This is a genomic window from Pseudoalteromonas sp. BMB (genome assembly GCF_001709235.1).
GTDB classification, from domain to species: Bacteria; Pseudomonadota; Gammaproteobacteria; order Enterobacterales; family Alteromonadaceae; genus Pseudoalteromonas; species Pseudoalteromonas maricaloris.
Window position 1 is genome coordinate 12,126 of record NZ_MBQA01000173.1, and the last position, 19,730, is coordinate 31,855.

Annotated in this window: 13 protein-coding genes; 9 read left to right on the forward strand and 4 right to left on the reverse strand. The window is 45.3% G+C overall.

Annotated features, from left to right (window positions below):
* The first annotated feature begins 4 nt into the window (after positions 1-4).
* Both BB427_RS15240 and ylqF read left to right on the forward strand, forming a co-directional pair.
* Positions 5-1,888, forward strand: a complete 1,884-nt coding sequence (locus tag BB427_RS15240) for a methyl-accepting chemotaxis protein (protein ID WP_069021676.1) — start codon at positions 5-7, stop codon at positions 1,886-1,888.
* A gap of 712 nt (positions 1,889-2,600) precedes the next feature.
* On the forward strand, positions 2,601-3,545 hold the full coding sequence (gene ylqF, locus BB427_RS15245; protein ID WP_069021677.1) for a ribosome biogenesis GTPase YlqF: 945 nt from the start codon (positions 2,601-2,603) through the stop codon (positions 3,543-3,545).
* Here ylqF and BB427_RS15250 read toward each other — a convergent pair.
* Entirely contained in the window at positions 3,542-4,951 is a 1,410-nt protein-coding gene (locus BB427_RS15250) for a sensor domain-containing diguanylate cyclase (RefSeq protein WP_069021679.1), read from the reverse strand. The two genes, ylqF and BB427_RS15250, sit on opposite strands and share 4 nt — an antisense overlap.
* Before the next feature lie 1,489 nt (positions 4,952-6,440).
* On the opposite strand from BB427_RS15250, the gene BB427_RS15255 reads away from it, so the two are divergent.
* From BB427_RS15255 to BB427_RS15280, 6 genes are read left to right on the forward strand one after another with little or no spacing between them, the layout of a single operon-like run.
* Positions 6,441-7,670 carry an OprO/OprP family phosphate-selective porin gene (locus BB427_RS15255; protein WP_069021681.1) on the forward strand — a complete coding sequence of 410 codons (1,230 nt, stop codon included), beginning with the start codon at positions 6,441-6,443 and terminating at the stop codon, positions 7,668-7,670.
* A gap of 12 nt (positions 7,671-7,682) precedes the next feature.
* Positions 7,683-8,645 (forward strand): Bug family tripartite tricarboxylate transporter substrate binding protein, encoded by a 963-nt coding sequence (locus BB427_RS15260; protein WP_017218314.1) that lies wholly within the window; start codon positions 7,683-7,685, stop codon positions 8,643-8,645.
* A gap of 60 nt (positions 8,646-8,705) precedes the next feature.
* The gene (locus BB427_RS15265; protein WP_069021683.1) at positions 8,706-9,182 is read left to right on the forward strand and encodes a tripartite tricarboxylate transporter TctB family protein; all 477 of its coding nucleotides are present in this window, start codon (positions 8,706-8,708) and stop codon (positions 9,180-9,182) included.
* A 3-nt stretch (positions 9,183-9,185) separates the two neighbouring features.
* Positions 9,186-10,694, forward strand: a complete 1,509-nt coding sequence (locus BB427_RS15270) for a tripartite tricarboxylate transporter permease (protein ID WP_010606897.1) — start codon at positions 9,186-9,188, stop codon at positions 10,692-10,694.
* Between the two features lie 20 nt (positions 10,695-10,714).
* Positions 10,715-12,343, forward strand: coding sequence for an ATP-binding protein (locus BB427_RS15275; RefSeq protein ID WP_069021685.1), 1,629 nt, complete (start codon positions 10,715-10,717; stop codon positions 12,341-12,343).
* A gap of 2 nt (positions 12,344-12,345) precedes the next feature.
* Positions 12,346-13,050 (forward strand): response regulator, encoded by a 705-nt coding sequence (locus BB427_RS15280; RefSeq protein ID WP_069021687.1) that lies wholly within the window; start codon positions 12,346-12,348, stop codon positions 13,048-13,050.
* Here the strand turns inward: BB427_RS15280 and BB427_RS15285 are convergent.
* The 3 genes from BB427_RS15285 to BB427_RS15295 form a co-directional block, all read right to left on the reverse strand.
* Positions 13,047-14,336, reverse strand: a complete 1,290-nt coding sequence (locus BB427_RS15285) for a DUF3472 domain-containing protein (protein ID WP_069021689.1) — start codon at positions 14,334-14,336, stop codon at positions 13,047-13,049. The genes BB427_RS15280 and BB427_RS15285 overlap by 4 nt on opposite strands.
* A gap of 38 nt (positions 14,337-14,374) precedes the next feature.
* Positions 14,375-17,224: a TonB-dependent receptor gene (locus BB427_RS15290; RefSeq protein ID WP_069021691.1), complete on the reverse strand. Its 2,850-nt coding sequence runs from the start codon at positions 17,222-17,224 to the stop codon at positions 14,375-14,377.
* A gap of 103 nt (positions 17,225-17,327) precedes the next feature.
* Positions 17,328-18,698 (reverse strand): Gfo/Idh/MocA family oxidoreductase, encoded by a 1,371-nt coding sequence (locus BB427_RS15295; RefSeq protein ID WP_045964720.1) that lies wholly within the window; start codon positions 18,696-18,698, stop codon positions 17,328-17,330.
* A 255-nt stretch (positions 18,699-18,953) separates the two neighbouring features.
* Here BB427_RS15295 and agaR point away from each other — a divergent pair, with 255 nt between their 5' ends.
* The gene (gene agaR / locus BB427_RS15300) at positions 18,954-19,724 is read left to right on the forward strand and encodes a transcriptional repressor AgaR (protein WP_039493387.1); all 771 of its coding nucleotides are present in this window, start codon (positions 18,954-18,956) and stop codon (positions 19,722-19,724) included.
* The last annotated feature ends 6 nt before the right edge of the window (positions 19,725-19,730 follow it).

Consider the following 19,730-nt stretch of genomic DNA (forward strand, 5'->3'; position numbering starts at 1 on the left):
GAATATGAAGATCCGCACTAAGTTCTCTGTGACTTCTGCCATAGTGATCTTATTGATCATCACCACGACGACGCTTTCTACTTACTGGTTTGTTAGCGATTCGGTAAAAACCAAAACCCATGCTTATGTAACGGATAGCACGCAATTGCTTGCCGTGAGCATAGAGAATTGGCTGGCCGGTAAAGCAACGCAAATTAATGTGATAAAAAGTCAGTTAGAGCAAAACTTTAGCGATGATAACTTTCAACAAGCACTGAATACACCAGTGTTTAAAAAGGAGTTTCTTCTGGCTTTTGGTACTTTGGCTAATGAGGAAGGGCTCAGGTCGAACAACCCCACTCGCAAAAATCCTCCGGGCGTAGATTTTAGAGAGCGAGCTTGGTATGAGCTTGGTAAAAACCAAAATAAAACCGTTTATACCAGTCCATATACTGACGCGGCGACAGGTGAGTTATTGCTGTCGGTGGTATCTCCCATTGTAGTGAACGGTAATTTTAAAGGGGTAATTGGGGGAGATTTAAGCCTAAAAACCATCGCCAATAGTGTCAATCAGGTTAACTTTGATAACACGGGCTATGCCTTTTTGGTCGACAAGTCTGGTAATGTCATTTCTCATCAACAGGCCGAATTTAACGGCAAAAAACTGCAACAGGTATATCCAGCTTTACGCTTAGATAGCGTAGATAAGTTGCAAGAAGTGGATACCAAAGAAGGCAAAAGGTTGTTTTACTTACACTCGCTTGATAACACCTATGGTACGGACTGGTATTTGGCGGTATTAATAGATAAATCAAAAGCCTACAAAACACTGACTGAAATTACTATAAACTCCCTGATCATTGCTATTTTAGCCGTGGCTATTGGAGTATTCTGCGTACGGACGTTAGCAATTCACTTACTCCAACCATTACGGGATTTGGAATCTGCAATCACCGGCATGGCAAGTGGAGGCGGTGACTTAACTCAGCGCTTAAAAATCGTGAACGAAGATGAGTGCGGCACGGTAGCGCGACAATTTAATTTGTTCTTGGGCTTTTTGCATGGGTTAGTAAGTAACGTAAAAGAACGTGCAGACGATGTGGTGATAAGCAGTGATGCCGCCAAAGAGCTGTCGACACATTCCTCACAGAAACTTGATCAACAAGTTAGCCTAATTGAAAACCTCGCTACCGCGATGAATGAAATGAGCACTACCTCGACCGAAATCGCGGGTAACGCGCAGCAAGCCGCAAGCTCTATCACCTCAGTAAATGAAAAGACCTCCGAAGGGCAAGAGATATTCTTTAAAGCGCGAAGCCAAATTAATGCTTTGGCTGACGATATTACTGCATCGTACGAGCTAAGTACGCAACTTGCAGAATATAGTCAAAATATCGAGAATATTCTTTCGGTCATTAATGGCATTGCAGAACAAACCAATCTACTGGCACTTAATGCTGCAATTGAAGCCGCACGTGCAGGAGAGCAGGGCCGAGGTTTTGCAGTTGTGGCCGATGAAGTGCGCTCTCTAGCATCAAAAACACAGGAATCTACCACCGAAATTAAATCCATGATCGACCAGATCCAAGCCTCGTCCATTCAAGTTCAGCAATCTATGGGAAGTAGCCGAGATAAAACCCAGCAATGTGTGTCACAAACCGAGCAAGCGACACATATGCTAGAAGAAATCTCAGAAGCAGTAAAAGAGCTTATGGATCGCAATATTCAAATCGCAACCGCCATAGAAGAGCAAAGTGTGGTGATTGAAGAAATCAATAAAAATACAATACATATCAACGATATTAGCGTGGAGGTCGGCAGCTTTTCAGACAAACAATATAATGCCAGCGAAGAACTCGCGAAAAACGCCCATGAACAAGAGGCACTGCTGTCTAAGTTTACGTTGTGAGTTCTTGAGTTTGAATAATTCACTCAACTTGTGAGTGGATTATTCAAGGCGAGTAAATTCCCTATTGCGCTGCTAATGTCTAACAAAACGCCTTGTGAAGCTATTAGTAAGTTAACTCCATATTCCGAGTTCAATTTAATTGTTATTTTATTGCTCTAGAAACCAAGCTGGCCATATCAGTGATTTCCATATCTCCCATATCTGCAATTAAGTGTAGATGTGTGATGAAGTCCACTTTTTCAATATTCTCGGGTAGACAGTTGCCACCCATGAAAAGTGTGATGGAAGATGGAATAAGCTTTTTGCAAGGGTTACAAAAACTATCAGTATAGCCTCCCAATTCGCAGTGCAAATAGTTTCGTGGGAAGCGGTTCACCCGCCAAGAAGTTATGCTTTCTGGGTGTGATTGATGGGCGCCAAAACCCGTCAGGAGGGCGGGCTGACTTTACTCATAGCAGCGATACATAGGCAAGTATTTTGAGAGTGATGCGCGAATTAAACAGAATTCATAGCCATTAACCCAATCCTGTCAATTTATAGTAGAATAGCCAACTTAGTGATGAGGTACTGCTGCTGTATTAAAAGCGTTTAGTACCCTATGTTGTATCCTACACATATTTCACGCTTCGTACGAACGACGTTATGGTATATGTGAGTTTGGCAAGGTGTTCAACATATGAGCTTTTAAAGTTAATTAATACAGGTGGTTATAATGGCAATACAGTGGTTCCCAGGGCATATGAATAAAGCGCGCAATGAGATCAAAGAGATCATGCCGCAGATGGATGTCATTATTGAAGTGCTGGATGCTCGTATTCCATACAGTAGTGAAAACCCGATGGTAGGGCAGTTACGTGGTGACAAGCCGGTTATCAAAATCATGAATAAAGCGGATCTTGCCGATCCTGAACTGACCAAGCAGTGGATGGAGTATTTTGAACGTGAGAGCGGTGTAAAAGCGCTGGCGTTTGGTCATGATAAGGCGAATGAAGTACAGCGTATTAATGCGCTTTGCAAAAAGCTTGCACCTCATAAAGTGGGTCAAGATAAGCAGCTAAAAGCCATGATCATGGGTATTCCAAATGTGGGTAAGTCGACGCTTATCAATACCCTTGCTGGCAGAATTGTTGCAAAAACAGGTAATGAACCAGCGGTAACTAAAGCGCAACAGCGTATTAAGCTTGAAGACGGCATTATGCTTTACGATACGCCGGGTATGTTGTGGCCAAAGGTTGAGAACGAAAACTCGGGCTATCGTTTGGCGGCAACGGGTGCTATTCGCGATACGGCTATCAATTATGAAGAAGTGGCGAGCTACACCGCTGAATATCTGCTAGGTTCATATCCAGAGCTTTTAAAAGCACGTTACAAGCTCGACGAATTACCGGACTGTGATTGGACATTTATCGAGATGGCTGGCCGCAAGCGCGGTTGTGTAAAGGGTGGCAATCAGGTCGATACGCATAAGATGTCGGAGATTTTAATCAACGAATTGCGCGATGCTGTTATCGGGCAGATCACGATGGAAACGCCGGAAATGCGAGAGTCGGAAGAAGAAATGGTTGCTGAGTTACGAGCACAAGCTGAGGCTAAAAAGGCCGCGCGTGAAGACGAAAAACGTCAGCGCCGCGCAAGAGCGCGTAAGAATCGCCGCTAAGCGGCGAATTTGGTTTGATTCCGGCCTTGTTTGGCACGATAGAGCGCGGCATCGGCGCGCTTTATAAAACCATCTTCTGATTCATCAATATGGTATTGTGCAACGCCAATACTGACAGTCACTTTGACCTCACATTCCGCCTGCTCTAGAGCAACATGGATCTTCTCAGCAATCGCAATTCCTTGCTCTAACGTCGCTTTGGGTAGCAATACCATAAACTCTTCGCCCCCCCAGCGGCACAGCAAACCGTTGTTTTCTATCTGGCGTTTACATACGTTGGAGAAGCATTGCAGCACTCTGTCGCCTACCACATGGCCATGTTGATCGTTCACTTGTTTAAAGTGGTCAATGTCCATCATCAACATCACTACTGGGGTTGATTGGGTACGCGCTTTCGCTAAATGGTGCTGAAGCTGTGGCTCAAAGGCTTGGCGATTAAAGGTATCGGTGAGTTTGTCGTATTTCGCCATTTTTTCTAAGCGTTTTTGATAGTGATTAAACGTCAACTGCGCCACGGCCAATATTAATAAGGTGACTAGGCTCCCTACCCATAAATTGGTTGTGAGTATGTCGTTTATTCCACTGGATTTATCTATTGTTTGCTCAACAATTAAATACCAGCCTATAGAATCCAAATAGCGCGAATGGACAAACTCGGCATGGTCGTCGGTTTCCAACCGAAATTGATATTCGGATTGATTGAGCAGCGCCGTTGCTTGGGTTGGAAAACGATCATGAATACTGGTGCCAGATAGAGTCTGATCGTTAAAAAATAAGAGCCTGCCTTTGTGGTCAATAAAGTACAGTTTGCGTGCGTAGCTGGCTTCGTATTGTTCGATTAAATTATGTAAATCAGCCAATAAGATACCAACCCCAACAACGCCAATTACATCGTTGTTTTGCTTTATTTTATGATTGACGTAAACAATGGCTTCGTTGTTATCTCTTGGGTCTATATCAACATTGAGCGCATAGTCAGTATCGCTATGCAGGCTTTCTCGGTACCAATCGTTTTGTTTGGCGCGAATGTCTAACTGCTGGGTGTTACCATCAAAGTGGTAATAAGTGAGGCTCTTGTCATCCACTAAAAAGCTCGTTTTTGCGTGATGTAATGCTCGAGTATCTTCTAAGTAGGTGAAAATAAGCGTAGGGTCTTGCTTTGAAGACGTTAGCCAACGTTTAATAAAGACGTTATTTGCCATTTGCTGAGAAACAATAATTGGAGCTTGAAGCCGTTTTTGTATGTCTAAATCAATCAGATGGCTGGTGAGTGGCAGAGCATCATCGCTCACCCCTTTATACAACGATTGTTTAGCATGCTCGATACTTATCCAGCTGGTGAAAATAAACCCTACCAGCAGCAGCAGGCTTAACAACATGTTATAACGGTAGCGTCGAGCGTTCATATTATTGTTATTTTTGGAAAAATAGAATGATACGGATTCTAGTAAAAGAAAACGATTACACGACATTACAGCTGAACAAACGCTGATAGAAAATGTAGGTATAAAAAAAGCCCTGAGCAGGGCTTTTTGATTCATATCTACCGTCACCGATATGAGCAATGTAGCAAGTAAAAAGTGGTTGCCAGTGATACACATCAAGGGGCGTTGTAGCACATCACCGACAACACGATTCAGGGTCGAATCAGCAAGAGTATGTCCTCTTGTTGATATTGATTATCAATTAGATTAGCCGTTAGGTCAATACCTTTTTGAAAATAATTCTCATTAATATTTGTGCGACTGTTTTTCGGTAAGTGCTGAAAATAGATATAAATTTTGGGCATAAAAAAAGCCCTGAGTAGGGCTTTTTACGTTCATATCTACCGTCACCGATATGAGCAATGTAGCAAGTAAATTGTGAGAATAAACTTAGTCAGGTTTAGGGGCGACTGAATTAAGCTCATTCAAGCCATTAACGTTGGCCAGCCGTGTTTCAGGGTCGAGAAACAAACTAGAGTACTAATGCCAATCTCAAGGTAGCGAATACATCAGGTAGACAGGGCTTTACAACTATCAACCTTACTAACTGAGTTAGCGAAACAACACGTTGCCGTCTTGTTGATAGTGATTATCAGTTAGATCTAACAATGAGTCAATACTTTTTTGAAAATAATTCTCATTAATATTAATGTGGCTGTTTTTCTAGGAAATACCGAAGTAAAAATAAATTTTGGGCATAAAAAAAGCCCTGAGCAGGGCTTTTTGATTTCATATCTACCGTCACCGATATGAGCAATGTAGCAAGTAAAAAGTGGAGTTAGCGTCTAAATACGAGGAGCAATGCAAGTGCCTGCTAACGTCCTTGGTAGTTGTGGATACCAGCCTTGTTTCGGGTCAAGAAACTATTGTGATAACAAGTTGAGCCGTCACTCTCGTCTTGTTGATAGTGATTATCAATTAGATTTGAGGGGCTGTCAACGTTCTTTTTGAAAATAATTCTTATTTAGATATAAGAGGTTGGAATTACACCAAATTTAAATTTATTGAGTGTATTGTTTTATTAATGTGATGGTTTTTGGTGTGTTGTATGTCTTATTTCTGCTTATTCTAGGGGGCAAAGTATTATTCTATATTGAGCCTTGTAGGCTCACCGTTTCCAGAGCTTCAGAGAAAAGCTAGGTTAATTCACCATCCACATCTTAGATATTTTGATTAACGCAGCGGTCATACTTTCGCTTCACTCGTTATTTATTTCCTCACTACTTTTGGTTTTGTGCATATTGCTCATGACCTTTATGCATAAAACGCGCTTTACTCAACTTAATCAACTTATTTCCGCAATCTATGGTTAATTGAGGGTTAACAATAAGCTCGTACTTGATAGCAGGTTGTAGTCGCTAGTCACAATACGTTTAAGACAAATGAGTACAGAGCAATGAGAACAACAATAATGAAGCCAGTTGCAGCAATGTCATTAATTGCGGTAACTGCTTGCCCCGTTTTGGCACAACAAGATGAAGCACTAGCCAGCAAGGTTGCAAAGCTAGAAGCGCAATTAAAGGAATTACAGTCCAATAAATCACTGAACCTTGAGTTTGGCGGGCGTGTACAACTCGATTTTAACCATTTTAGTGGTGCATACAGCGCCGATAATAAGGGTAATGCCGCCAGCGACTTTTTCCCGCGTCGGATCCGCACCTATGTAGAGAGTGATCAAGGCGATTGGGAGCATAAGTTGCTACTCGATTTTGCTGAAGGCGATGCCGAGATAGTCACAGTAAGAGTGCGCTATACCGGTTGGAACAACGGCCCGCGCTTTCAGTTCGGTAAATTAAGAGAAGATATCACCCTAAATGCGCTCACCAGCAGCAAACACATCAATACCATAGAGCGCAGCTCTATCGCTGATACGTTTTCTCCTTACTTTCGTTGGGGCGCATCAGCTTATCAATATTTTAAAGATTCCGGTTTTCGCTATGCGTTAGGGGTATATAAAAACGACGCTTTTGGTGCATCTGGGCGTGACCAAGATGACCGTCTGGCACTTGCCTATTCGGGGCGTTTGACTTGGTCGCAACACACTCCCGGTAAAGCCCTACATTTAGGTGGTTGGGGTTCGTACCGTGATATGGGCGGTGCAACGCTGGGTAATCGCCTTGCTCGCGGTGAAGTACGCGAAGCCAAAGTGCGCCTCGTGGATTATGCTGCAGGCGGTGATGTAGTTGCCCTTGATAGCATGTCACAAGCCGGGTTAGAGCTCGCTTATCAACACAACGCCTTTATGCTTGAGGCCGAATATGCCACACGCAACTTAGATACCCTCGACCCTACTTCTGCTTTAGATGGGGGAGATATTTCGGGTTATCACTTGTCTTTGAGCTATTTCTTGACCGGTGAACACAAACAATATTCCGCAGGCTCTGCGGTATTTAAGCAACCTAAAGGGGTAAAAAATGCGTGGGAGTTGGTTGCGCGTATTTCCAGTATGGATGCTGAAAACGCCAAGCAAGGCACGCAAGTCGACGCCTACACACTGGGCGGTACCTATTACCATTCCAGCAGCTTAAAGTTCATGGTTAACCTTGTCTATGCGGATGTTTCAGGAGCTGGAAGTACCGCGTTGGTTAGTGACGAAGATTCAGGATTTGGCTTTGCTGCACGCTTGCAGTATCTATTTTAACGGGAGCAGGTTATGAAGTTTGCATTAAAGCATCTCAAGTTAGCAATGGCTGGCGTGGCGATGATGTCTACTCAGGTATTAGCGGATACCCACTTTTTAATTCCCGGTGGTCCAGGTGGTGGCTGGGATACCACTGCTCGAGCTGTGGGCGAGGCGTTAGTGAAATCAGGGCTTGAGTCCAATGCGTCGTTTCAGAATATGTCAGGCGGTGGTGGCGGCCGTGCTATTGCTTATTTGATTGAATCGGGCAATAAAAAAGGCGATATGTTGATGGTTAATTCAACGCCAATCGTGCTGCGTGCGTTGTCGGGTAAGATCCCTTACAGTTATCGTGATTTAACGCCCGTTGCCAGCGTAATTGCCGATTATGGTGCATTCGTGGTGCGTGATGATTCGCCTTTTAAGAGCTGGAAGGAGGTGATTGCTCGTCTAGAAGTAAACCCGGGCTCTGTGACCGTTGCGGGTGGTTCTGCTCGCGGCAGTATGGATCATCTCGTTGCAGCACAAGCAGTAAAAGCGGCAGGCGTTGACGGTCGCAAGCTGCGTTACATTCCTTACGATGCCGGTGGCAAAGCCAAGGCCGGTTTATTGTCTGGCGAGGTGAAGATGCTCTCGACCGGATTAAGTGAAGCGCTCGACATGGCAAAAAGTGGTCAGGCGCGCATTCTTGCTGTTACTGCGCCAGAGCCTATCGCGGACTATCCAGAGATCCCAACCCTGAAGTCTCTAGGCTATGACATGGAATTTGTTAACTGGCGTGGTTTTTTTGCGGCTCCGGATCTCCCCCAAGCAAAACTCGACGAATATACCGTGAGATTACAAAAGCTGGTGCAAAGCAAAGAGTGGGAAGCTGTGCGTGCACGCAACGGTTGGTTGAATCTATTTAAGCCACAGCACGAGTTTATTGAGGCGCTAGAGGCACAAGAAGCGCAGCTGAAAGTGGTGATGGAAGAATTGGGTTTCGTTAGACGCTGATTAAATTAAATAGGTGGCTGCAGTGAGGTTACTGCACCACCTAAAAGTGGGTAATTCACTATGTTAAACCGAGAATTGTTAGGCCCAGTGCTGTTTTTAATTCTGTTTTCACTCTATGCGGTATCTGCTTGGCAAATCCCGATTATGCCTTTTGAAGAATACGAGGCGGTAAACTCAGCAACTTTGCCTAAGGTATACGCGCTGATTGGCATTGTTGTTTGTCTTTTGTCGATTGCCGCAACACTGTTTAAAGGCGTCCCTGCGCTTGATAAACGTGAAGGAGCGGAGACTATCTCCAAGGCAACCATAGCTCAATGTGCTGCACTGATTGTATTGATGCTTATTTACAGCAGTGTGCTTGAGGAACTCGGGTTTATTGTCTCGACCATTTTGTTTTTAGGCTGTGGCTTTTTAATTATGGGTGAGCGACGTAAACAAATTTTGTTATTGGCGTCAGTACCTGTGGTTATCGTGTTTTGGGCCATTATGACGCAGCTACTTGGGATCTATCTGGTTCCAGGTGAGTTTTGGAGTTAAGCCATGTTAGACGGTATTTTAGTTGGCCTGTCCACGGCCTTTATGTGGCAAAACTTACTGTACGTAATTGTTGGCTGCTTTGTCGGTACTTTTATCGGCATGTTGCCCGGCTTAGGGCCAATCACGGCGATTGCGTTGATGATCCCTATCACTTACAACATCGGTGCCGATTCCGGTATGATCTTAATGGCGGGCGTATATTACGGCGCAATTTTTGGTGGCTCGACTTCCTCTATTTTGATTAACGCTCCCGGTGTAGCTGGTACTGTGGCATCGTCATTTGACGGTTATCCAATGGCAAAACAAGGGCATGCGGGTAAGGCTTTGGCTATTGCCGCTTATGCTTCATTTACTGGCGGAACGATTGGTGCGTTGATGCTTATGATAGCCGCACCACTGCTTGCAAAAGTGAGCTTAAGTTTTCAGTCTCCAGACTATGTGATGTTGATGTTTTTGGGCTTGACTGCGATTGCTGCTTTTTCTGCAAAAGGGCAATTTTTAAAAGCTATGATGATGACTGTATTTGGCTTGATGCTGTCAACGGTGGGAATAGACCCTTCATCTGGAACTGAGCGTTTTACCTTTGGTCAGGCAGACTTGCTAGACGGCGTAAGCTTTTTGTTGGTCGCAATGGCAACCTTTGCATTGTCTGAGGCACTGATCAACGTGATCCGTCCTGAAAAAGCTAATCAAGGTTCGAATGATGATGACACCCCCGTTATTGGCTCAACAAAATTATCAGGCGCTGAAGTGAAAGAAATGGCGCCAGTTGTGGGGCGCTCTTCGATTTTAGGATTTATCATTGGTGTATTGCCGGGAGCAGGCGCAACGATTGCGAGTTTTATGGCTTATGCGACAGAGCGAAATTTGGCACCAAAAGCCATTCGTGAGCGTTTTGGGCGTGGTGAAATCCGCGGCTTAGCGGCACCTGAGTCGGCAAACAATGCTGCTTGTACTGGGTCGTTTGTGCCCTTGTTAACGCTTGGGATCCCGGGTTCTGGCACCACTGCGATTATGTTAGGGGCGCTGATCGCTTATGGTATTCAGCCGGGTCCTACGTTAATGCAGGACAATCCTACGGTATTTTGGTCGGTAATTGTGAGCATGTATTTTGGCAACATTGTGCTGCTGATTTTAAATTTGCCACTGATCCCTTATTTTGCAAAGGCTTTGACCCTGCCACGCTCGGTCCTCACGGTGATGATTTTATTCTTTAGCTTGATTGGCGTTTATCTGGTGTCATTTAATACCTTTGATTTGTTTATGATGGTCGGTTTTGCCTTGGTGGCGGTGGTGCTGAGATTATTGAGTTTCCCGATGGCACCTTTGCTCCTTGGGTTTATTCTTGGCGATATGATCGAACGTAATTACCGCCGCGCCATGATGATTTCGGATGGCTCTATTAGCTTTATTTGGGAGCGGCCATTAACTTTAGGCATATTTGCGCTTGCCATGTTAGTGTTGTTGATCCCATTAAAAGAGTACTTCCAGCAACGAAAAGTTGCGCAGTAACCCGCAGCGAGGAAATAGGTGTGTCGCAATCACAAAAATTAGCACGCAGACCAAAACGCTTAGAAACGCGACTGATCACTTGGGTTGTGGGCTTGTGTGTGATCCAAGCATGCTTATTTACCGCGTTGGTGTATCAGGTTATTACGCAAAGCTTACACCAGGAAGTGGGAGAAAAAGCCTTGGCTTTGGCTAAGGCGGTGGCGGTTCGTGAAGATGTTATGACGGCACTCATAACAGATAGGGATAGCTCACAGATCCAACGCCTCAATACTAATGTTGAGCTGCTGCGCCAGGCAACTGGCGCAGATTTTATCGTCATTGGTGACACCGAAACGCGACGTATTGCCCACCCAGATGAGCAAAAAATTGGTCGCACTATGGTCGGTGGGGATAGCCAAGCCGCACTGTCTGGAGAGAGTTATATCTCAACGGCACAGGGCAGTTTAGGTGAATCTATTCGCGGTAAAGTGCCGGTGTACTCTCCCGCTGGTGAGGTGATTGGTTTAGTCTCGGTAGGCTTTTTAGTGCAATCCGTCGAGTCGTTGGTGTTGCAGCGCAGCATTGCCGTTTTTGTTGGAGCTGCAGCGGTGTTACTGCTCAGTGTCATTGCCGCGATTTGGATTGGTCGACGTGTCCGCCAAGCTATTTTTGGCCTGCAACCAGATGAAATCGGACGCTTATTTGCAGAGCAAGAGGCCATATTGAATACCGTACGTACGGGGATTATCGCGCTTGACCCTGATGGCAGCGTGCGCCGTTTGAATCAACGCGCGTGCGAAATTCTCGAAAAGCCTCGCGGCTTGAGTAAGCAGGGTTTGCACCTGAGCGATCTGTTGCCAGAACATAGCGATTTCTTGTTGCATAATCCCAATCGCCCTTTGGTTGGTTTTGAGCTATTTGTTGCTGACAAGCGTTTGGTGTTGTCGCGGTTTGCGCTGCAAGTGCAAGGTCAACACGAAGGTATTTTATTGAGTATGCGGCCCTCCGATGAACTAGAGTACGTGTCTAAGCAGCTCACTAAAGTACAGGCTTTTGCAGAGCTATTGAGAGTGCAAACACATGACTATTCAAACAAGTTAAATACCATTGGCGCACTTATCCAAATGGCGCAATATGACAAAGCGATTGAGCTGATAGGTCAAGAAAGCCAAGGCTCACAAGCGCAAATTGAAAACCTCCTCACCTATATACAAGAGCCAGTGATCGCGGGCTTATTACTCGGTAAATACCATAAAGCGCGAGAGCATAATGTGGCACTAGAGGTGAGTTCCGACAGTGCGCTGTGCGCTATCCATCAAAAAGAGATGTTGGAACGAATAGTTTCAATATTAGGTAATCTCATTGATAATGCCATCGAAGCGGCGAGAACGACGGCACAGTTGCGGCCTGCCAAAGTGGTCGTAACAGTGGATGAAACGGTTCAGGATATTATCTTTGATGTTGAAGATAGCGGCACTGGACTGATTGGTAACGTCGAAGAGGCGTTTACGCCGCAGTTTAGTACTAAGTCCGGCGACCAGCATGGTGTTGGCTTATATCTCGTAAAAACAAATCTTGATTCCTGCCACGGAACCTTAGAGGTTGGGGAGTCTGAATTACTTGGTGCAAGGATCACGGTCTTTATTCCCAAGCAAGTAAAAGAGCAATAACAATGACTTATTCTGTGGTGATCATCGAAGATGAAGTAGCTGTGGCACAATTATTAGCGCAATACCTAGTGACACCGGCAACACCAAGTAGCGCAAGACAAGGGCAATATCGAGTGGTGGCTAGTAGCGACAATGTTTCTACCGCGACGGTACTGTTGAGTGCGATACAAGCCGACTTAATTTTATTGGATATTTATCTACCCGATGGCAATGGCCTTGAGTTTTTAAAGATGCTACGCGAGCAAGGCTGTAAAAGCGAAGTGATGCTGATCACCGCAGCAAAAGAAGTGGCGACGCTAGAAAAGGCGATCCGTCTGGGAGTCTGCGATTTTTTAGTTAAACCGCTGATCTTGGAACGGCTCGACCTCGCACTCGCCCGCTTTGAAGCACGTCAGCAGTGTTTAGATGGTGCCAATGAAGTGACGCAATCTATGGTCGACACTTTATTTGGTAGTGAACAGGCGAGCGTACAAAGTACGGCTAGACTACCTAAAGGCGTTGACCCACTTACTTTGGAAAAAATTCGTACGGCATTTCAAAGCCAGCCCAAGCAGGTGTTTACAGCAACTCAAATGGGAGAATTGGTGGGGGTGAGCCGCTCAACCGCTCGGCGCTATTTAGAGTTTTTGGTTAGTATAGAAGAAGTAAAAGCCGACCAAAGCTACGGTAGCATTGGCCGACCAGAGAGAAGCTATCATTTAAATTAAGGGTGTGCCTGTAGTGACTGCCATGGGATCACCGGCGCATCATTGCTGCTAGGGCGAGTGAATTCGCTGAGATAAGGTGTGGGTCCCGTGAAGAAACCGGTGTTAAGTAAGTAAAAACGGTTTTGCTCCTCACCACCTTGATAATCCAAACGCGATCCTTTTCTGGCGGTGGCGTCATAAGTGAATTTAGCCTGATTTAACTCAACCCAGTTGCCTTGGGTGTCACGCAAAAACTGGCGATTATAAAATGCCTTACGCTCAAACTGTCCAGCTTCGGGTAAGAAGTTTTCCAAAAAGCTATGCGGTCTTGCAACATAGGTATTGGTTTCAGGGCGGCTAAAGGCTGCGATCAGCTTCCATTGGCCGGTTTCCGGCGCATAAAAATAGCCGCGATACTCAGTATGGCCTTCATAAGTTGTACTGGGCTCGATATTGACTAAAAAGCGATATGTCGTATCTGGCTGCCAGTTATAACGTAAATAGCTTTGTCCTCCAGAACCTTCATTGCCAAATTCACCGACGTAAACGCCGTCGCCTTTAGCGAGTAATTTGATTTTAAGGTTGTCGGGAATTGTGCTCGGATCATCCGTTTGATATGGGCTCCAAACCGAAAATAGCACGCGGCGCTCGGTGGGTGAGTTTACCTGAATACCAAAGTACCCTTCGCCAAAACCATTCGCCATAAAATACGAACCTTGTGGATCATAGCCAGATGGCACCGTTACTTCGTTGTAAAACCAGTTATAGTCCTTTTTGTCAGGTACGGTATAGGAAAGGTGTACCGAAGGGCCGCGACGACCCCAGTAAAAGTCTTCTTTGACATAGTTTGGTGCGGGGGTCATGGCCTCGCCATCGAGACTAAGCCCTGTAATGGCGGGGAAGGTACTGTTACGGCCTTTGGCTAATGTGTCACCGGCTATTTGAACGGTTTGATAGCCAACTTGCGTCACGGCAAAGTCACCGACTTTAACCTTAGTCGGGCTTTGTCTATCGAGATTAAGCGTCACTTGTTTGTTGTTATGTGTTACCAGTAATGTGCTTGGTGCACTTGGTTTCTCAAGGTGTAAATAGAGGGTATAGGTGCCAACGTTATTGGCATAAAAGTAGTGATTAAATCTAAGCTGCTTATCTTGCCATGGGGCAATTCCTGCTTGAGTTATATATTGCCTGCTGGCGTCAATATCGTTGTTGACCCAAGCGTTGCCGTAACTGCTGATATAAGCCTCTTGTGCTGAGACAAATAGCGAGGCGCACAGCAGTATCGGTGTCATTATTGTATTCTTCATCTTAAGTTCCTTGAATGGGGCGCGTTGCCCCATGTTGATTAGAAAGAAGTGTTAATGCCTAAACTGATACTGCGGCCGTAACGGCTCAAGTGGCTCACTTGCTCTTGGGTTTTAATGTATGACCATTGACGCTCATTGGTGAGGTTGGTCACGTTTAGGTCAATCCGTGTCTTTGCAGTAAGATTATAGCTGGCACTGAAATCAAACTGACCATAATCCGCTGCCCATTCAGGGCCGCCCCACGCATCTGGATACTTCAGGTAATCATCTCGCCAGTTGTAAGCGATACGCGCTTGGTAGTCATCCTTTTCATAATAGATAACCGCATTGTAAGAATGCTCAGACATTCCAGCGAATGGTAGCTCGTCTTTTTCGGGGTCGTCGTATTTACTATCCGTAAATGTATAGTTGATTTGCATACCTAGGCCATCAAATGGTGCAGGTAGCAATTCCTCAAACGACTGTTGGTAAGCAATTTCGAACCCTTTTATCTCTGCTCCCGCTTCAGAACGTGGCGATACTTGAGTAAATTCCGGACCGTCAACTTCAACGCCGTCTTTTATGAATTTACCCACTTTTATCGTACCGACACGCCCCTGAGCGATAACCGATTTAATGTCTTTGTAATAGGTTGCAAAGGTGAGTGCACCATAATCAGAGAAGTACCACTCTAGTCCCAAATCAAGTTGGTCTGCTCTAAGTGGCTTGATCCCAGGATTGGCAAGATTAAGCTCAAACTTACTGAAATTAATTGAGCTATATGGGGTTAGAAAATCGATGCTAGGTCTGGTGATAACTTTAGCCGCGCTGGTTCTAAATAACAGTGAGTCTGTTATTTCTAACTTAAAGTTCATGCTAGGCAGTACATCAGTGTAATCATCTTCTACGTAAGAATCGGAGTAATAATCGGCAATATCCCCTTCTATGCGATAGATAATGTCGCCATCTTCGTCTTCTTCTACGTTGTATACCAGACTTGGGTAATCAAAAACGTAGCCATCAGAGGTGATCTCGGTTTTGATTGCTCTTACGCCTAGGTTTAAGTTATAAGGCATTTCCGACAGCTCGCCGACTAGATTGGTCTCTAAATAAAGTGCAAACGTTGACTCAGAAAGCTCGTAGGAATCTTTAGGGCTCTTGGAAGCTCTAATTTTTTCATCTGCGGCTTGGGCATTAATGGATTGATAAAAAGCATAGAGTTTGTCGTAGTCAAAGCTTGCCCACGGCGCAGGGTGCATGCCCGGCTCACCCTCTAGGAAGTTATCAAAGTTGGCGGGTACAAGGACATCTGCGGGTAGTCTAAATAAGTTAAGGCCACCGAGCTTTTCTACGCTTGAGTTATCAAAGCTGTCGTAATCTGAGTTTTTAAAATAAGCTCCACCATTACTAAACATTGACGGATCATCTGACTTACTTACGTCTCTGGCTTTGGTTTGCTTTCCGTAATGAAAGCCAAACTTGATGTCTTTGACAAATTCCCATTCCGGAATAAATGTCCCTTCGAGCCTTAACTCTTCAACATCACTGATCACTTCCGTGCCATAGTTGTAGCTGTAGTGAGCGCCAAAGGGTTGATCGGCATTAAGTGCTGGTGACATGGTCACATCTGGCAGGAGATTGTCGCCTGTTTGATCTATGGTGATAGTATCAACAAAGCCACGCGCCACGATGTAGCGGTTGTCGCCATCATTGATCCGCTCAGCACGGGACTTAGACACGTCAAATTCAAGTGTTAGGTCGCTGGTAGCATACCACTTGAAGTTAAGACCGGCCTGCCAAGTGTCGGTATTACGAGGCTCAGAGACGTTCAGTAGCTCAGCCATTGCACCATCGACTAACTCAATGTAGTTGACGTTGCCATCTTCATTGAATTTTAACTCACCTACTGCAGGGATCCCCGGCGTCCAAGGTTCATCATAGGTGACGAAAGAGATTTGATATTTTTCACCGTCGGTTTTGTAGCTTGAGTATAAGCTATCAAAGGTGACATCAATATTATTCGTTGGACGCCATTGTAAGGCGAGGCTTGCACCAATGCGCTCACGTTCGTCTTGCCAGTTCGAGTAGCGTACATATCCTGGGATCATTGAGGGGTGTACTTTCTCGCCCTCATCTAGCTCGCCATTTCGGTTACTATCAACCGGGACTCGCACGTCGGTATTTTCTTCAGGATCGTAAAACCCTTGTCCCTCGTAGGAGTCTTCACGTTGTGTTCGCTCTGAATAAACGGCGGTGAATAGTGCGCCAAAGGTATTGTCAAAAAAGGTATCACTAATGAGGAAGGAGGCTTGAGGGTTGGTATCGCCGGTACGTTCTTCGTAAATGGCTTTGGCACTTCCGGCTAGGGTAAAGCCATCCATATCTAACGGTCGGCGGGTTTTTATATTGATGACTGAACCAATCCCCCCCTCTTGCGTTTGTGCTTGCGGTGACTTGTACACTTCTAATGCTTGAACCATCTCAGGCGCAATTAAATCGAAGTTAAAGTCACGGCTAGTGTGTTCAGATGCCATTCTACGACCATTGATAGTGGTAACGTTAAAGTCTCCGCCAAGACCCCTCACCGTGACGTTTTGTCCTTCACCGGCGTTACGGGTAATAGCGATACCCGTCATTCGTTGTAGCGCTTCAGCAAGGTTTTGATCTGGGAACTTACCAATGTCTTCGGCAACGATGGCATCCATTACGCCGACAGCGTTTTTCTTGAGAAAGAGTGACTCTTTGATACTCGAACGTACGCCACGTACTTCAATTTTCTCGACTTGTTGCTTGGCTTTATCTTGCTCGTCGGATCCGCTGTTCTGTTCTGTTTCCTGTGCGTGCGCGTATTGGGACAGGGCACAGCTCACGGCCAATCCCACAGCACACAGTTTTAGAGTGTGTTTCATCTTGTTGTCCTGTTGAGTGTTGTTATTATTGCGCCCGCTATACGAGCGCTTATTCAGGCATTGTTAGTACTTGCTATAGATAGCGTATTTAACCTCTGGTTAGTTATGTGACAATGCCTAGTGGTGCTGCAGTGCGCCATGTGCCCCTGGTGAAATCCGGGAAGTCCTTGCTATTACTTCTGTCTGCAACTGAGTCCATTGAAAGAGGGAAGACCGCTGACCAAGCAGCTGCGTCGTAAACATCCTGATCTAGCGGCTCGCCATTACGAAGGCAGTAAATAATGCGCCAGAACATTAAGAAATCCATGCCACCATGGCCGCCGTTGCGCTCTGCTTCAGCCCCCATTTTTTGCCAAAGTGGATGGTCATATTTACCGTACCAATCATTCATGTCGTAATCCCACTCGTGAAAGCTCTTACTCCCGCCGTTTTCAAGCGCGATGCGGTTGGGGAATCCTGCAAATACGCCGTTAGTACCTTGAATTAAATTATGGCGGGAGTAAGGGCGTGGGGTAGTGGTATCGTGCTGTACCATAATCGAACGACCTTTGATGGTTTTAATGATGCTGGTGTTCATATCTCCAGCAATATAGTTCAGTTGGTTTCGTTCATGATTTGCTGGAAATTCACGTTTGGCATAGGCTGCACGACCAAGTGCTGGTGAGCTCATGGACGAGATATAGTCGAAGCGATCGCCACGGTTGATATTCATATATTGAGAAACTGGGCCTAAACCATGAGTAGGATAGAGGTTACCGTTGCGTTTGGTATGCCAATGTGTGCGCCATGAGCCAGTTTTATGCTCAATTTCTTTCATTTGCCAACGAAGTTCATGGATATAAGCTGCTTCACCGTGCAGTAACTCACCGAATAGCCCTTGGCGAACCATGTTTAATACCATCAGCTCGTCGCGGCCATAGCAAACGTTTTCCAACATCATGCAGTTCTTTTGCGTGCGCTCTGCGGTATTTACCAATTGCCACGCTTCTTCTATGGTCACTGCAGCTGGCACTTCAACCAAAGCGTGTTTGCCACTTTCCATTGTGTCTACCGCCATAGGCGTATGCCATTTCCAAGGCGTAGAGATGATCACAATATCAATGTCATCGCGCGCCAACATGCGGCGATAGTCCATATCACTCTTGCCGTAAGTCGCTGGCTTGGGTAAGCCCTTGTCGACAACAATTTTAACGGCTCTATCGACGACTTCTTGGTGCGTATCGCAGATGGCCTTGATCTCGACACCGTCAAGATGGCAAAAGTGTTTTACCGCGCCAACACCACGTTGACCCACACCAATAAAGCCCACTCGCACGACATCCAGTTTCGGTACGACTAGACCTTGAACTGAATTTCCTTGTGGCTTTGGTGTAAGCGGCGTCTTATTATTGTTACTTGCGCAGCCAACCACTGCGCTTGTTGCTGCGATAGCAGCCATTGATTGAAGAAATCGCCGGCGGTTTAGATCACCCATAATAACCTCTTAGTTGTTCACTCTTGTTGTTAAAAACGAAATGTTATTTTTTGGTTATTATTACGGCAGTTTCATTTTGAACGCAAGAGAAATATCTTTCATGTTCTTTCGTTTGTATTTTAATTTGTTTGCGATTTAACTTTAAATCATTATAAAACATATGGTTGTAATTGTTTTTGTTTAAAGTTAAAAAAATAAATTGAAAGCAAATGAAAGCTGTGTAGACTAAATTTAACCAAAACGAAAGGAGGTGTCATGCTGAACACCATCGAAAGACGCCACGAAATCGTTCAACTCGTTGGTCAAACGGAACGAGTAGAAGTATCAGAACTGGCAGAACAATTTGGTGTATCAACCGTGACGATCAGAAATGATCTCAATGCCTTACATGATAAAGGGTTGTTGGTTCGCTCTCATGGTGGTGCCGTTGCGAGTTCTAGGTTAACCAAAGAGCTCACCATAACGGAAAAGCACGATCATCATCACCAAGTGAAAGTCGAGCTTGCAAAGTTGGTGGCGAGCCTTATAGGCAATAATGAGTCTATTATTCTGGACTCTGGAACCACCACTGAAGAGGTTGCGAAGCAGCTTACTGAACATCAACAGCTAGTGGTGATGACCAATGGTCTTAACGTGGCGCAAGCGCTCGTTGCAGCCGATGGCGTTGAAGTGTTGATGACCGGAGGCTCACTGCGTAAAAAGTCGCTGTCGTTTTATGGCAGCCACGCAGAAGATCAGCTCAAGCAATATCACTTTGACCGCTTGGTGCTTGGTGTCGACGGGTTTTCTGTTGATGTTGGTGTAACAACACACTTTGAACCAGAAGCCGCGCTTAACCGCGAGATGTGTAAAGCTGCAAAGCAAGTCATAGTGGTGACGGACTCCAGCAAGTTCGATCGTAAAGGTGTACATCGTATTATCGCCTGCGAAGAAATTGACGTTTTGGTAACGGACAGTGGTATTCCAGCTGATATTCATCAGCAATTGGTTGCCGCCGGAATTGAGGTACATTTAATAACGTCTTAAGAGGTG

Bases quoted from the DNA above. Each gene is read 5' to 3' on its own strand.
- BB427_RS15240 (WP_069021676.1), top strand. From the start codon at position 5: ATGAAGATCCGCACTAAGTTCTCTGTGACTTCTGCCATAGTGATCTTA.
- ylqF (WP_069021677.1), top strand. From the start codon at position 2,601: ATGGCAATACAGTGGTTCCCAGGGCATATGAATAAAGCGCGCAATGAG.
- BB427_RS15250 (WP_069021679.1), bottom strand. From the start codon at position 4,951: ATGAACGCTCGACGCTACCGTTATAACATGTTGTTAAGCCTGCTGCTG.
- BB427_RS15255 (WP_069021681.1), top strand. From the start codon at position 6,441: ATGAAGCCAGTTGCAGCAATGTCATTAATTGCGGTAACTGCTTGCCCC.
- BB427_RS15260 (WP_017218314.1), top strand. From the start codon at position 7,683: ATGAAGTTTGCATTAAAGCATCTCAAGTTAGCAATGGCTGGCGTGGCG.
- BB427_RS15265 (WP_069021683.1), top strand. From the start codon at position 8,706: ATGTTAAACCGAGAATTGTTAGGCCCAGTGCTGTTTTTAATTCTGTTT.
- BB427_RS15270 (WP_010606897.1), top strand. From the start codon at position 9,186: ATGTTAGACGGTATTTTAGTTGGCCTGTCCACGGCCTTTATGTGGCAA.
- BB427_RS15280 (WP_069021687.1), top strand. From the start codon at position 12,346: ATGACTTATTCTGTGGTGATCATCGAAGATGAAGTAGCTGTGGCACAA.
- BB427_RS15285 (WP_069021689.1), bottom strand. From the start codon at position 14,336: ATGAAGAATACAATAATGACACCGATACTGCTGTGCGCCTCGCTATTT.
- BB427_RS15290 (WP_069021691.1), bottom strand. From the start codon at position 17,224: ATGAAACACACTCTAAAACTGTGTGCTGTGGGATTGGCCGTGAGCTGT.
- BB427_RS15295 (WP_045964720.1), bottom strand. From the start codon at position 18,698: ATGGGTGATCTAAACCGCCGGCGATTTCTTCAATCAATGGCTGCTATC.
- agaR (WP_039493387.1), top strand. From the start codon at position 18,954: ATGCTGAACACCATCGAAAGACGCCACGAAATCGTTCAACTCGTTGGT.